Annotated in this window: 10 protein-coding genes; 6 read left to right on the plus strand and 4 right to left on the minus strand. The window is 72.1% G+C overall.

Features of this window, described 5'->3' with window-relative positions; genetic code table 11:
* Window positions 1-66 precede the first annotated feature (66 nt).
* The 3 genes from ASF40_RS15010 to mtrA are packed head-to-tail and all read right to left on the minus strand — an operon-like array spanning window position 67 to window position 4,172.
* A complete protein-coding gene (locus ASF40_RS15010) occupies window positions 67-1,776 on the minus strand; it encodes a GerMN domain-containing protein (RefSeq protein WP_056370467.1) in 1,710 nt (569 codons plus the stop codon).
* A complete protein-coding gene (mtrB, locus tag ASF40_RS15015; RefSeq protein WP_056370470.1) occupies window positions 1,773-3,485 on the minus strand; it encodes an MtrAB system histidine kinase MtrB in 1,713 nt (570 codons plus the stop codon). The genes ASF40_RS15010 and mtrB overlap by 4 nt, the downstream gene beginning before the upstream one ends.
* A gap of 6 nt (window positions 3,486-3,491) precedes the next feature.
* The gene (gene mtrA, locus ASF40_RS15020) at window positions 3,492-4,172 is read right to left on the minus strand and encodes an MtrAB system response regulator MtrA (protein WP_056370471.1); all 681 of its coding nucleotides are present in this window, start codon (window positions 4,170-4,172) and stop codon (window positions 3,492-3,494) included.
* A 243-nt stretch (window positions 4,173-4,415) separates the two neighbouring features.
* Here mtrA and ASF40_RS15025 point away from each other — a divergent pair, with 243 nt between their 5' ends.
* The 6 genes from ASF40_RS15025 to aqpZ all read left to right on the plus strand — a co-directional run bounded on the left by ASF40_RS15025 (window position 4,416) and on the right by aqpZ (window position 11,441).
* A complete protein-coding gene (locus ASF40_RS15025) occupies window positions 4,416-5,972 on the plus strand; it encodes a glycerophosphoryl diester phosphodiesterase membrane domain-containing protein (RefSeq protein ID WP_056370474.1) in 1,557 nt (518 codons plus the stop codon).
* Complete coding sequence (locus ASF40_RS15030; RefSeq protein WP_056370476.1) at window positions 5,963-6,649, plus strand: DUF4129 domain-containing protein; 687 nt, start codon at window positions 5,963-5,965, stop codon at window positions 6,647-6,649. The genes ASF40_RS15025 and ASF40_RS15030 overlap by 10 nt, the downstream gene beginning before the upstream one ends.
* 118 nt (window positions 6,650-6,767) lie before the next feature.
* The gene (locus ASF40_RS15035; protein ID WP_157549704.1) at window positions 6,768-8,012 is read left to right on the plus strand and encodes a DUF4350 domain-containing protein; all 1,245 of its coding nucleotides are present in this window, start codon (window positions 6,768-6,770) and stop codon (window positions 8,010-8,012) included.
* Window positions 8,009-9,025, plus strand: coding sequence for an AAA family ATPase (locus tag ASF40_RS15040; RefSeq protein WP_056370478.1), 1,017 nt, complete (start codon window positions 8,009-8,011; stop codon window positions 9,023-9,025). The genes ASF40_RS15035 and ASF40_RS15040 overlap by 4 nt, the downstream gene beginning before the upstream one ends.
* 5 nt (window positions 9,026-9,030) lie before the next feature.
* On the plus strand, window positions 9,031-10,332 hold the full coding sequence (locus ASF40_RS15045) for a DUF58 domain-containing protein (RefSeq protein WP_056370480.1): 1,302 nt from the start codon (window positions 9,031-9,033) through the stop codon (window positions 10,330-10,332).
* Window positions 10,333-10,643: 311 nt separating this feature from the next.
* Window positions 10,644-11,441: an aquaporin Z gene (gene aqpZ, locus ASF40_RS15050; RefSeq protein WP_056370481.1), complete on the plus strand. Its 798-nt coding sequence runs from the start codon at window positions 10,644-10,646 to the stop codon at window positions 11,439-11,441.
* Between the two features lie 70 nt (window positions 11,442-11,511).
* Here aqpZ and katG read toward each other — a convergent pair whose 3' ends face one another.
* Entirely contained in the window at window positions 11,512-13,821 is a 2,310-nt protein-coding gene (gene katG / locus ASF40_RS15055) for a catalase/peroxidase HPI (RefSeq protein WP_056370483.1), read from the minus strand.
* Window positions 13,822-13,837: the final 16 nt, after the last annotated feature.

Raw genomic sequence — 13,837 nt, forward strand, 5'->3', positions numbered from 1 at the left:
GGTCTCGGTGCCGGCATGTCGGATCGGTGGACCGCCGTCGCCGGCGCCGGCCTGGGGAGGAACCTCCTACTGCGGGGCGCCCTGCTGGGTCGCGAGGACCCCGATGCCCGTCGCGGTGGGCTGCCAGCTCGTGCCGCGCTTGACGTAGAGCGTGCCGTCCTCGGCCCGAAGCCGCAGACTCGAGATGCCACTGCCACCCGCGATCGAGGCCATGCCCGAAGGTGCCGTCGACGTGGAGGTCGGCGCGCCGACCACCTGCTCGATGACCGTCGAGTCGGCGTCGGCGCCGCTGGTCAGCACGCCGACCGAGACGTCGTCGATCCACGTGACGCCGATCCGTGTGACGCCGATCACCGCACCACCGGCGACGGCGAGCTGCATGGACGGACCGAGGCGCACCGGCGCGATGTCGTCACGGATGACGCCCGCCACCGACACCACCGAGCGCCCGCCCGCGCTCACCAGGGCGGCCAGGCGCGTGCCGTCGCGCGACAGCGCCATGCCGGCGATGGCCGTCCCTTCGCCCCACGCCTCGGCGACCTCGATCACATCGCCGTTGGGCAGGTACGCCCGCAGCGCGGCTGGGTCGTCCTGGGGGACGCTCCATACGACTCCGTACGGGTCGATCACGGGATCGACCAATCCGGGCCGGGTGTCCAGCATCTCGGGCTCGGTCCCGGCCGAGTTCAGCCTCACCACCGCTCCCGAGGCGAGGCGTGCCGCGGCGAGGTCGCGCTCGGCCCCGACCTGCACGCTCAGCGGCGACGCGGCTTCGACGGCAGCCGAGAGCCCGGGGATCTTGTCGATCTCATCGCCCGTGAGGAATCCGAATCCGGCCTCCGTCAGCACCAGGGGCGTGGCCGGCACGCGGGTGGAACGCACGGCGACGGGCTCCGCGTCGATCGGGGCGGAGTCCACGGTCATCACGACCTCGGCCACGCCGGCGGCCCGCAGGCTCTCTTCGAGCTGCGTCAGCATGCGGTTGCGGGCGTCACTGCTCGCGGCCAGCATCGCTTCGCCTGTGAGAGCGACGTCGGACACGCCCTCCTCGGCGGTAGGCACGACGGTGACCGCTGACACGCCATCGGGGAACGCGGTCTCGACCGATTCGGCCAGCCACTCGCTCTTCGGCTTGTTCACCAGCGCGAGAGCGATGCTCCCCGCCGCCTTCGTCACCGGGAACCAGCGCACGTCGGGCACGAGGTACTGGTACGACGGGTCGAAGTACATGAGCGGGTAGCGGTGGAACACCTGTGGGAACTGCGCCTCGTCGAGCCAGACCCCGTCGGGGGCCTCGGTGATGCGCCACTCGCCATCGTCCTGCTGTGCGAGTTCGAACGTCCAGTTCCCGGGAGACAGGTCCGCCCGCTGGTAGGCGCCGCTGTCGTCGACCGTCCCTGCCACCTCCGAGGCGAAATCGACGATGCCCTCACCAGTCTCGACGTAGTCCCGCTCGGCTCGCTCGTCGACGATCACCCCCGCATCCGGATTCCATATCTCGGCGAGGGAAGGTGCCAGGAACTCGCGGGCGACCGCCCAGTTGCCACGCACGCCGGGACCCGAGCCTGCATCGATGAACCCCTCGACGATCTGCTGCGGCGTGGCGCCGGGCTGCGGCCGGTTCGAGATGAACACCACGTTCTGCGAGCCGTTGCCGGTGTTGCCGTTCTCCAGCCCGTACTCCGGCGGCCCGCTCGTGGGGAAGCCCGCGCAGCCGGTCACGACGACCGCGCACAGCGCCAGGACGAGGGCCAGGATGCCGCGAACCCGGGTCATGCGGATCCTCCTCGGGTGCCGGCATCCGTGTCGCTCGCGCCGTCGCGGGGCAGCTCGATCGGCGCGGTGAGGCCGAGGTCGTCGAGGGCGGCGACCGCGTCGTCGCCCGGATCGACCGGGATCGGCGACTCTCCCGCAAGCGGTATCGCCTGTCTCGGGAGGGTCAGGACGAAGTTCGTGCCGCGGCCGACCTCCGACCACACCGCCAGTTCGCCGCCGTGGAGCTTCGCGTCGCCGAGCGCGATCGACAGGCCAAGGCCGGTGCCGCCGATCGTGCGCTTGCGCGAGGGGTCCGCGCGCCAGAAGCGGTCGAAGACGTGCTCGACGTCCTCGGGCTTCATCCCCATGCCGTAGTCGCGCACGCCGATGGCGACGGCCTGCTGGTTGCTGTCGACGCTGACGACGATGGGGCGCCCCTCGCCGTGCTCGATCGCGTTGCCCAGCAGGTTGCGCACCACGCGCCGCACCCGCCGCGGGTCCATGTCGACCGGGGAATATCCCCCGGGAGCCACGAGACGCACGTCCGTGCCGTGCTGTTCGGCGAGCTGCTGCATAGACCCGATCACGTCTTCGGCGAGGTGGGCGAGGCTCGTCGGCTCCAGTTCGAGCTGCACCGAGCCCGCGTCGTACCGGCTGATCTCGAGCAGGTCGGTGAGCAGGGTCTCGAAGCGCTGCACCTGCGCGTTCAGCAGCTCGGCCGCGCGCGCCGTGGCCGGATCGAAGTCCTCCCGCTGGTCGTTGATCATGTCGGCGGCGAGGCGGATCGTCGTCATCGGGGTGCGCAGCTCGTGCGACACGTCGGAGACGAAGCGCTGCTGCACCAGCGAAAGGTCGGCGAGCTCCTTGATCTGCGACTCCATGCTGTCGGCCATCGCGTTGAACGACCGGCCGAGGGTCGCCAGCTCGTCCTCGCCGCGCACCTCCAGACGCACGTCGAGACGACCCGCCGCGAGCTTCGCGCTCGTGTCGGCGGCCTCGCTGATCGGAGTGGTCACGGACCGCAGCACGAACCACGCGATGCCGCTGATCAGGAGCACGAGGCCGATCCCGACGACCCACAGCGTGCGCTGCACGAAGGTGAGCGTCTCGGGTGCGTTCGCGAGGTCGTACGCGAGGTACAGCTCGTACGACGCGACGCCCTCGATGGTGAGCTGCTGCCCGACCAGGATTCCCGGGACCGTCGTGTCGTCGCCGTCGGGAAGGGCGACCGGCTGCCAGATCTGCTGATCGGGGTTGGTGCGCACGAGCGCACGCATCGGCGTGGTGAGCAGCTCGTTCATCACCTCCTCGTTCGTGCTGAAGTCCTGCGGCGCGTTGGGCACCAGCGGCCCGATGCGGTAAGCGCCCACGATCACGGCCGAGGACTGATCGCGAAGCGCCGTGAATGCCAGAGCCATGACGTTCTGCAGCTGGATGGAGTCGTTCTGCACCGAGGCGTCGAGGGTCCGCTGCGCCGCGGCGCGCGCCTGCTCGGCGTCCAACAGCACCTGGTCCTTGCGCGAGGCGAAGAGATCGTTCTGGATGGCGAGGGTCATCCAGACGCAGGCGACCACGACGGCGAGCGCCGTGAGACCGATCGTGACGAGGAGGGTGCGGAACCGGAGGGAGCGCCGCCACAGGCCCGCGATGTCAGCCGGCCAGGCCCGCCAGAGGCGCCACCACCGCACGCGGGCGCGCGCCGGCGTCACGGCCGTGATGGGCGCGGTCATGGCCGTCTAGACGACGGCGCCGGCGCGGTATCCGACACCGCGCACGGTCGTCACGATCTTGGGGTTGTCGGGGTCCATCTCGACCTTCGCCCGCAACCGCTGCACGTGGACGTTCACCAGGCGCGTGTCGGCCTTGTAGTGGTAGCCCCACACCTGCTCGAGCAGCATCTCGCGCGAGAACACCTGCTGCGGCTTGGATGCCAGGGCGACGAGCAGTTCGAATTCGAGGGGGGTCAGGGCGATCGGCCCGTCGCCGCGGCGCACCTCGTGCGCGGCGACGTCGACGGTGAGGTCGCCGATCCGCAGCGAGTCGTTCGCCGGCTGACTCGCCGGGCGCAGCCGGGTGCGGATGCGGGCGACGAGCTCCTTCGGGTTGAACGGCTTGACGATGTAGTCGTCGGCGCCCGACTCGAGGCCCTTCACGACGTCGGCGGTGTCGGTGCGGGCGGTGAGCATGATGATCGGGATGCCGGACTCCGCGCGGATCCGGGTGCAGATCTCGATGCCGTCCATGCCCGGCAGCATCAGGTCGAGGAGGATGAGATCAGGACGCTCGGTGCGCCACGCGTCGACAGCCTCTGCACCGTCCGCGCAGAAGACCGTCTCGAATCCCTCCGTGCGCAGCACGATCCCGATCATCTCGGCAAGGGCGGTGTCATCGTCGACCACCAGGATGCGTGAAGTCATCGCGCGCGTTCGTTCCTTCTGTCCAGGCGCAGAGGACGACGTGCGCGTCCCCGTGCGCTTCCCACAGAGTAGTCGACCAGGGCTGTGGACCGGCCGAAGCTCGCCCGAACGCATACCGAGAAGCTCATCCACACAGCGGCTGCGGCATCCGTCCGATATGGAACGATAGGGGCAAGCGCCGTCCTGAAGGCGCGGCCGACGCGCCGCACAGCCCGCGACGCGCCGCCGACCGAGAGGGGAATCGTGTCCGCATACCCGGCCTGGACGCCGGCGTCACGCCCCGGGATCATCCCGCTGCACCCGCTGTCGTTCGGCACGATCCTGGGCCGCTCGTTCTCGGCGCTGCGGCAGAACCCGCGCGTGCTGCTGGGCTTCGCGCTCGTCGTGCAGACGCTCGCGTACATCGTCGTCCTCGGCGGTGTGCTCGCCATCGGGTGGGCGTCGTTCTCGCGCCTTGACACACTGCGGCCGGGCACGGAGGAGTACGACACCGTCATGGCGGGGTCGATCGCGCTCACCGCCGTCGCCGGCATCGTGCTGTCGCTGGCCGCGGGCGCGCTCAGCGTCATCGTGCAGGGCATCGTCGTCGTCGAGGTGACACACGCCGCCGTCGCCGAGAAGCAGACCCTCGGCGCGCTCTGGCGTCAGGTCAAGCCGATCGCGTGGCGGCTCATCGGTTACTCGCTGCTCGTCGTCCTGGCGGTCATCGCGGTCGTCGCGGTGGTCGTGCTCGGGATCGTGGGCATCGCGATGGCGGCGCCGCCGGCGGCGATCCTGCTGACGATCCTCGTGATCCTCGCCGCGATCCCTCTCACGTGGTGGCTGATGATCAAGCTCCTGCTGGTGCCGGCCGCCATCATCATCGAGCACGCCACGATCCTCCAGGCGCTGTCGCGCTCGTGGACCCTCACGCGTCGGCGCTTCTGGCCGGCCCTGGGCATCATCCTCGTGATCAGCGTCATCTTCGCGGCCGTCGCGCAGGTCGTGAGCCTGCCCATGAGCTTCCTCTCGATGGGGCTGACGACGATCATCGCCCCCACGGGCGATCCCGAGCCGACGGCCATCATCGGCTTCATCGCCGCGACCCTGCTCACGCAGGTGCTCACGCTGCTCCTGCAGTCGGTCGCCGTCGTCGTGCAGTCCACCGCGACGGCGCTCATCTACATCGACTGCCGCATGCGCCGCGAAGGGCTCGACCTCGACCTGCTGGCCTACGTGGAGCGACGGGATGCCGGGGCCACCGCTCTCGCCGATCCCTATCGCGAGCACATCGGGCGCGAGATCGCGCCGCGGGGTGTTCGCGGGGCATACCCGGTGCCCGGTCACGCACCGTACCCGCCCGGGTATGCGATCCCGGGGTACCCGCCCGCGCCGGCCGGCGCGGTGTTCTCCACGGCGCCGGCGCAGCCGGGCTACGGGCCACCCGCAGGATACGGACCGCAGCCGGGCCACGGCGTGCCGCCGGCGTACGGAGCACCTGGCCAGCAGGGCTACGGCGTGCCGCCCGGGTACGGCGCGCCGGCCCAGCCTGCGTACGGTGCCCCGGCACAGCCTGCCTACGGTGCGCCCGCGCAGCCGGCGTATGGTGCGCCCGCGCAGCCGGCGTATGGTGCGCCCGCGCAACCCGCCTACGGTGCGCCCGCCGACCGCCCCGCGGCCCCGGCGCCCGCGCAGCCGCCCGCGGCCACGGCCGACGCAGCCCCCGCACCGCCGGCGCCCGCGGACGAGCCCTCCCCCACCCGCTGGACCGCCCCCGGCGCCGCACCCGACGGCACCGACCGCGAGTCGCCGTGGGCCTGATCCCCGCCGCTGTGCGCGCGCTCGCGCGCGCGTACGACGCCGTCCCGCCGCTCACGCCGGACGGTGACGACGCGCGGCGGTGGGCGGAGCAGGAACTGTCGGACCCGGCGTACGACGTGGCCGAACCGACGCCGTTCGACCGCATCGCGCGCGCCGTCGGCGACTTCATCGCGTCGCTGCTGAATCCGGACCTCTCCGGCGGATGGGGCTCGACGTTCGCGCTCGTCGCCGCGATCGTCGTCGCCGTCGTCATCATCGCGGCGTTCCTGCTGTGGGGCGTGCCGCGGGTGACCCGGCGTGCCGCGTCGCGGACGCCGCTCCTGTTCGGCGAGGCCGAGCACCGCTCCGCCGCCGAGCTTCGTGCGGCCGCCGCAGAGCGCGCCCGCGCGGCCGACTGGGACACGGCGATCGTGCTGCGTTTCCGCGCCCTCGCCCGCGGCTGCCTCGAACGCGGTGTCGTCGACCCGCCGCCCGGCGCGACCGTGCACGCGTTCGCTCGAGCCGCAGGCGCGGCCTTCCCCGCACTCGAGGCCCGGCTCGAAGCTGCGGCCACCGCGTTCGACGACGTCCGCTACCTGCGGCGTCCGGGGAGCGAAGACCTCTACCGTCTCGTCGAGTCCGCCGACGACGCCGTCTCCGCCGCCCGCCCGGTCGCCCGGGAGGAGGTCCCCGCATGAGACTCCCGCACACAGAATCGGAGATTCTGGTCGACACCCCGTGTGGCGCGACCACCGGGCGGCGTGTCGCCGAATGCCTCCGATTCTGTGCACCCGCCACGGGCTGCCGAGGCACCGCATGACGGCGGCGGCGCTCGACACGTCGACTCCGGTCCCCGCGTCCCCTCCGCCCGGCGGCGGCGCGCCGGGCGGATCCTCCGGGCGCGTGGGTCCAGCTGGGCCCCGGCGCGGCCGCCGGTGGGCGGCGTGGGTCTCGATCGGGCTCGCCCTGCTCGTGATCGGCGGGATCGGCGGGGCGGTGTCGGCGGCGAACCAGTGGGCGCAGCGCGACGCGCTCGACCCGGACTCGACCGGCCCGGGCGGCACCCGCGCTCTCGCCGAGATCCTGCGCGGCCACGGCGTCGACGTGCGGGTGGTGCGAGATCGCGCGGCCGCATCGGAGATCCTGGCCACGGCGCCCGCAACCCTCGTCCTCCCCGACGCGCCAGCGCTCTCGGACGACGCGATCGCCGACCTCGCCGCCGAGGCCACGGACATCGTGCTCATCGAGCCCCGTGCCCGCACGCTCGATCTCCTGCTCCCGGGCTCGGCGCCCGCCGGGGTCGCCCCCGACACGGCGATCGAGCCCGACTGCGACGTCGACGCGGCGCTGCGCGCCGGGTCCGTCGCTCCGGGGGCGGTCTACAGCGCGGGCGATTCCGAGGCGTGCTACCCGGCGGAGGCCGGCTCCGCTCTCCTCGTCCGTTCCGCCGATGACGGCCGCGTCGCCGCGGTCGATGCCCGACCGCTCTTCGCCAACGAGCACCTCGCCCAGAACGGCAACGCGGCGCTCGCGGTGAACCTGCTGGGGCGGCATCCGCTCGTCGTCTGGTACGTCCCGAATCCCGGCGACACCGACCTCGCGAACGCGAACCCGTCGCTCGGCGACCTCACGCCGCCCTGGGTGAGCGCGGTCATCGTCCTCCTCCTGATCGCGGGCATCGCCGCGGGCGTCTGGCGCGGCCGCCGGTTCGGCCCGCTCGTGGCGGAGACCCTGCCTGTGACGGTGCGCGCCTCCGAGACGACCGAGGGGCGCGCCCGCCTCTACGCGCGCGCCGGCGATCCGCTGCACGCCGCGGACCGCCTGCGCATCGGCGCACTGCGGCGCATCGCGGCTCTCCTCGGCCTCGGCGCGAACGCCGCCGCCCCCGAGATCGCCGACGCCGCCGCGGGCCGCACCGGGCTCGACCGGAGGATCGCGCGCAGCATCCTGATCGACGACATCCCCCGCAGCGACGCGGACCTCGTCGCCCTGAGCACCCGCTTGAGAGACCTCGAGGACGCCGTGCGTACGGCCGTCCGCCCCGAAAGGAGTCCCCGATGACGGACACGCCCGCCACCGCGAGCACCGAGGCGCCCGCCGCGACGGACCGCCCTCCCCTCGACGACGCCGCCCTGCGCGAGGCGATGAACCGCGTGCGTCTGGAGGTGGGCAAGGCCGTGGTCGGGCAGGACGGCACGGTGACGGGCCTGCTGATCGCCCTGCTGTCGCGTGGTCACGTGCTCCTCGAGGGGGTGCCCGGCGTCGCGAAGACCCTCCTCGTACGCGCGTTCTCGACAGCGCTGGGTCTCGACACGAAGCGCATCCAGTTCACGCCCGATCTCATGCCGGGCGATGTATCGGGGTCGCTCGTGTACGACGCGAAGACCGGCGAGTTCGAGTTCCGCGCAGGTCCGGTTTTCACGAACGTCGTGCTCGCGGACGAGATCAACCGCACGCCGCCCAAGACGCAGGCGGCTCTGCTCGAGGCGATGGAGGAGCGCCAGGTCTCGACCGACGGGGTGACCCGCCCCTTGCCCGACCCGTTCCTCGTCGCGGCCACCCAGAACCCGATCGAGCACGAGGGCACCTACACGCTGCCCGAGGCGCAGCTCGACCGGTTCCTGCTGAAGCTCATCGTCGAGGTGCCGGCACGGGATGCCGAGCTCGCGGTGCTGCGGCGCCACGCGAGCGGCTTCGACCCGCGCGACCTCGCGGGTGCGGGCCTGCGCCGTGCGGCGAGCGCCGACGAGATCCGCGCGGCACAGCGGGCCGCGGCATCCGTCACCGTCTCGGACGATGTGCTCGGCTACGTGGTGGATCTCGCGCAGGCCACGCGCCGGAGCCCCTCGGTGCAGCTCGGGGTCAGCCCGCGCGCGGCGACCGCGCTGCTGGCGGCGTCGAAGGCGTGGGCGTGGCTCGGCGGGTACCCCGCGATCACGCCCGACCACGTGCAGACGATGCTGCTGCCCACGTGGCGCCATCGGATCCGGCTGCGCCCCGACGCGGAGCTCGAGGGCGTGTCCGTCGACGCCGTGCTGGGCTCGGTGCTGCAGCAGACCCGCGTCCCGATCTGAGCCGCATGTACGTCACCGGTCGTCTGCCGCTGCTCGTCGCCCTCGGCGCGCTGCCCGTCGCGCTGCTCTCGGCGGCGGGCGTCGACGCGTGGATCGCGGCCGCGGGGTGGGTGCTGCTGTGCCTCGTCGCGCTGCTCGGCGACGCCGTGGCGGCACCGGACCCCCGCCGGATCGCCGTGACGCGGCGCATGCCCGGGCGCGCGCTCCTCGGCCAGTCGGTGGTCGCCGAACTCGTCCTGCGCAACGGCGGCGAGCGCACGCTGCGCGGCCGGATCCGCGACGCGTGGCAGCCGACCGCGGGGGCTCCCGCGGAACGGCCGGCCGTCGTCATCCCGCCCGGCGAGGCCCGGACCATCGCCGTCCCGCTCCTCCCCCGCCGCCGCGGCGAGCTGCGCTCACGCTTCGTCGTCGTAAGGTCCGACGGACCGCTGCGCCTCGCCGGACGCCAGGCCCGCCTCGACGAGCCCGGCGCCGTGCGCGTGCTGCCGCCGTTCACCGCCCGCCGTCATCTGCCGTCGCGGCTCGCCCGACTGCGCGAGCTCGACGGCAACACCAGCGTGCAGGTGCGCGGTCAAGGCACGGAGTTCGACAGCCTGCGCGAGTACGTCCGCGGCGACGACGTGCGATCGATCGACTGGCGCGCGACGGCGCGGGCGAGCACGACCATGCTCCGCACCTGGCGCCCCGAGCGCGACCGGCACGTCGTGATCGTGATCGACACCGGACGCACGGCGGCCGCGCGCGTCGGCGACGGGGTGCGGATGGATGCCGCGATGGAGGCGGCCCTCCTCCTCTCGGCGCTGGCCACCCGGGCGGGCGACCATGTGCACCTGCTGATGTTCGACCGCAAGATCCGCGCCCGCGTCACACGCGTGGACGGACCCGGTCTGCTGCCCGCGCTGGTGGACGCGATGGCGCCCGTCGAACCCCAGCTGATCGACACCGACTGGGATGCCGCGTTCGCGCAGGTGCGCGTGCTCACCTCCCGCCCGTCCCTGGTGGTGCTCCTGACCGCGCAGGACGCGGCGGAGGCGGCGCGCGGATTCCTCGGGTCGCTGCCCGCCCTCGCGCGCGGGGCGCACGTGCTGGTCGGCACCGTCACCGACGAAGAGGACGCGCTGCCGGAGCGTCCCGGCGCCGCCGACGTGTACCGCGCCGCCGCCATCGAGCAGAGCGCCCACGACGCCGCCGTCGTCGCAGCCGCGATCGGCCGGGCCGGCGGTGAGGCGATCGCCGCGACACCCGAAGACCTGCCGCCGCGGATCGCCGACCGCTACCTCGCACTGAAGGCCGCCGGTCGCCTGTGAGGCACCGGACTCGCCGCACCAGGAGCCGCCTCTCCGGGTTCGGGGCGCGCCCCGCGCCTTCGGGGCGCACCGCATGCGCCCCGAACGCAGCCCGTGCGCCCCGAACCGCGGGCGACGACACACAGAGCGGACCAGCGGAGGGGACGGATGCCGCGGGCGACAGCATCCGACACCGCAAACGGGTGGCAACCATTGCCTGAACCACGGGGGAAACTTGCGGAGATCAGGCGTTATACGCGGACACTCCGCGCGCGGTTCCTGGGAAACCGCTGAACATGCCGCTAGCCTCGCGGCGAGGAAAGGAGTCCGCCATGTCGGATACCACCATCCCGCCCACCACGGTGAACAGGCTCGTCGCGGAGGCATTGGGAACGTTTCTGCTCGTCTTCGGCGGTGTCGGCGCGGCGCTGTTCGCGGCCAACTTCCCGGCCGGAGACGAGGGCAACCCGCTCGGTATCGCGTTCGTCGGCGTCTCGCTGGCGTTCGGACTGACCGTCGTCGCGGGCGCCTACGCATGGGGACCGATCTCGGGCGGCCACTTCAACCCCGCCATCACGCTCGGGCTCGCCGCCGCCGGCCGCTTCGAGTGGAAGAACACGATCGGCTACATCATCGCCCAGGTGATCGGCGGCGCCCTCGGCACGACGCTCATCGTGCTGATCGGCATCTTCGGCACGAATAACTGGCTCGCCAACGCACAGGACGGCGGCTTCGCGTCGAACGGCTACGGCACCGGCGATTTCGGTTCGCCCGGCGGCTTCGAGCTCGGCGCGGCGATCATCGCAGAGGTCGTGCTGACGGCGATCTTCGTGCTCATCATCCTCGGCGTCACCCATTCCACGCGCGGCACGGCGGCTCTCGCGCCGCTTGCGATCGGGCTCACGCTGACGCTCATCCACCTCATCTCGATCCCGATCGACAACACGTCGGTGAACCCGGCCCGCTCGATCGCGGCGGCGATCTACGGCGGCCCCGGCCCGCTGTCGCAGCTGTGGGTGTTCATCGTGTTCCCGATCGTCGGCGGCCTCATCGCCGGTGTCCTGCACCGGGCGCTCTTCGAGCCCAAGGGCACGCTGCCCCCGGTTCAGGCCGAGGCGCGGGTCAAGTAGGCACCGCACGCACCACGAGAAGCGGCCCGCCCCCTTTCCGGGGACGGGCCGCTTCTCTGTTCAGCGAGTGTCAGACGAGGTCGAACCGGTCCAGCTCGGTGACCTTGCCCCAGGCCTTGACGAAGTCGCGCACGAACTTCTCGTTCGCGTCGTCGGAGGCGTACACCTCGGCGACGGCGCGCAGCTCCGAGTTCGACGCGAACAGCAGGTCGACGCGCGTGCCGATGCCCACCGGCGCGCCCGAGCCGTCCTTGACGCCGGCGAAGGCGTGCGCACCCCGGTCGAGCGGCTTCCAGGTCGTGCCCAGGTCGAGCAGGTTCACGAAGAAGTCGTTCGTGAGCACGCCCTTGCGGTCGGTGAACACGCCGTACTCCGAGTCGTCCCAGTTCGCACCGAGGACGCGCAGGCCGCCGACGAGGACCGTCAGCTCCGGCGCGCTCAGCGTGAGCAGGTTCGCGCGGTCGATGAGGTGGTGCTCCTCGGGCATGAACGCCTGCGGCCCGTAGTAGTTGCGGAACCCGTCGGTGGTCGGCTCGAGGAACGCGAACGACGTGACGTCGGTCTGCTCCTGCGTGGCGTCGGTGCGGCCCGGGTGGAAGACCACCTCGGCGTCGACGCCGGCGTCCTTCGCCGCCTTCTCGACCGCCGCGTTGCCCGCGAGCACGATGAGGTCGGCCAGCGACACCTTCTTGCCGGAGGCCTGGGCGTCGTTGAACGACGCCTGGATCTGCTCGAGCTTCGCGAGCACCGTCGCGAGCTGGGCGGGCTTGTTGACCTCCCAGTCCTTCTGCGGGGCGAGGCGGATGCGGGCGCCGTTGACGCCGCCGCGCTTGTCGCTGCCGCGGAACGAGGATGCTGCCGCCCACGTGGTCTCGACGAGCTCCGACACGCTCAGCCCGCTGTCGAGGATCTGCGCCTTCAGCGCCGCCGCGTCCGCCGCGTCGATGAGCTCGTGGTCGACCGCGGGCACGCGGTCCTGCCAGAGCAGCTCCTCGGCGGGGACCTCAGTGCCCAGGTAGCGCTCGATCGGGCCCATGTCGCGGTGGGTCAGCTTGAACCAGGCGCGCGCGAACGCGTCGGCGAAGGCCTCGGGGTCGTCCTTGAACTTCCGCGAGATCGCGTCGTACGCCGGGTCGGTGCGCAGGGCGAGGTCGCTGGTGAGCATGCGGGGCTCGCGACGGCCGTTCGAGTGCGCCATGGGCACCATGTCGGCGCCGCCGCCGTTGATCGGGCGCCACTGGTGACCCCCACCCGGGCTGCGCATGAGCTCCCACTCGTAGGCGTAGAGGATGTGGAAGAACTCGTTGTCCCAGCGCGTCGGGTGGTACGTCCACGTCACCTCGAGGCCCGACGTGATGGTGTCGTCGCCGTGGCCGGTGCCGTGGCCGTTCTTCCAGCCGAGGCCCTGCTCCTCGAGGCCGGCAGCCTCGGGGTTGTCGCCGACGTTCGTGTCGGGTGCGGCGCCGTGGGTCTTGCCGAAGGTGTGGCCACCGGCGATCAGGGCGACGGTCTCCTCGTCGTCCATCGCCATGCGGCCGAACGTCTCACGGATGTCGCGCGCGGACTTCAGCGGGTCGGGCTCACCGTTCGGGCCCTCCGGGTTCACGTAGATGAGACCCATCTGCACGGCGGCGAGCGGCCGCTCGAGGTCGCGGTCGCCCGAGTAGCGCTCGTCGGCGAGCCACGTGGTCTCGGGACCCCAGTACACGTCGGCGTCCGGCTCCCACACGTCGGCGCGACCACCCGCGTAGCCGAAGGTCTCGAAGCCCATCGACTCGAGCGCCACGTTGCCCGCGAGGATCATGAGGTCGGCCCACGACAGCGACTGGCCGTACTTCTTCTTGACCGGCCAGAGCAGGCGGCGCGCCTTGTCGAGGTTGACGTTGTCGGGCCAGCTGTTCAGCGGCGCGAACCGCTGCTGGCCGGCGCCGCCACCGCCGCGGCCGTCGGTCACGCGGTACGTGCCGGCGCTGTGCCACGCCATGCGGATCATGAGCGGGCCGTAGTTGCCGAAGTCGGCGGGCCACCAGTCCTGCGACGTGGTGAGGGTCTCGGCGATGTCGGCCTTGACCGCGGCCAGGTCGAGCGACTCGAAGGCCGCCTTGTAGTCGAAGTCCTCACCCAGCGGATTGGCGACCGCCGGGTTCTTGGCGAGGATCTTGAGGTTCAGCTGGTTCGGCCACCAGACGCTGTTGGCGTTGCCCGTGGTCGGATGCGGCTGACCGCCGTGGATGACGGGGCAGCCTTCGGTCTCGTTCGGGCGCGGGCGGGTCTCGCCGTCCTCGCGCTCGTCGACCGGCGTGTCGATCGGGGTGACCGCCTGATCGGCGTCGGTCGGGTTCTCACCGATCTCCGGGATCGTGTCGTTGGTGTCGGTCATGGCTTCCTTCCAATCG

The sequence above is a fragment of the Microbacterium sp. Leaf288 genome (assembly GCF_001422925.1).
In the GTDB taxonomy this organism is placed as follows: Bacteria; Actinomycetota; Actinomycetes; order Actinomycetales; family Microbacteriaceae; genus Microbacterium.

What these genes read in the sequence shown, in the direction of transcription:
- ASF40_RS15010 (WP_056370467.1), bottom strand. Translation starts at nt 1,776, where the DNA reads ATGACCCGGGTTCGCGGCATCCTGGCCCTCGTCCTGGCGCTGTGCGCG.
- mtrB (WP_056370470.1), bottom strand. Translation starts at nt 3,485, where the DNA reads ATGACCGCGCCCATCACGGCCGTGACGCCGGCGCGCGCCCGCGTGCGG.
- mtrA (WP_056370471.1), bottom strand. Translation starts at nt 4,172, where the DNA reads ATGACTTCACGCATCCTGGTGGTCGACGATGACACCGCCCTTGCCGAG.
- ASF40_RS15035 (WP_157549704.1), top strand. Translation starts at nt 6,768, where the DNA reads ATGACGGCGGCGGCGCTCGACACGTCGACTCCGGTCCCCGCGTCCCCT.
- ASF40_RS15040 (WP_056370478.1), top strand. Translation starts at nt 8,009, where the DNA reads ATGACGGACACGCCCGCCACCGCGAGCACCGAGGCGCCCGCCGCGACG.
- ASF40_RS15045 (WP_056370480.1), top strand. Translation starts at nt 9,031, where the DNA reads ATGTACGTCACCGGTCGTCTGCCGCTGCTCGTCGCCCTCGGCGCGCTG.
- aqpZ (WP_056370481.1), top strand. Translation starts at nt 10,644, where the DNA reads ATGTCGGATACCACCATCCCGCCCACCACGGTGAACAGGCTCGTCGCG.
- katG (WP_056370483.1), bottom strand. Translation starts at nt 13,821, where the DNA reads ATGACCGACACCAACGACACGATCCCGGAGATCGGTGAGAACCCGACC.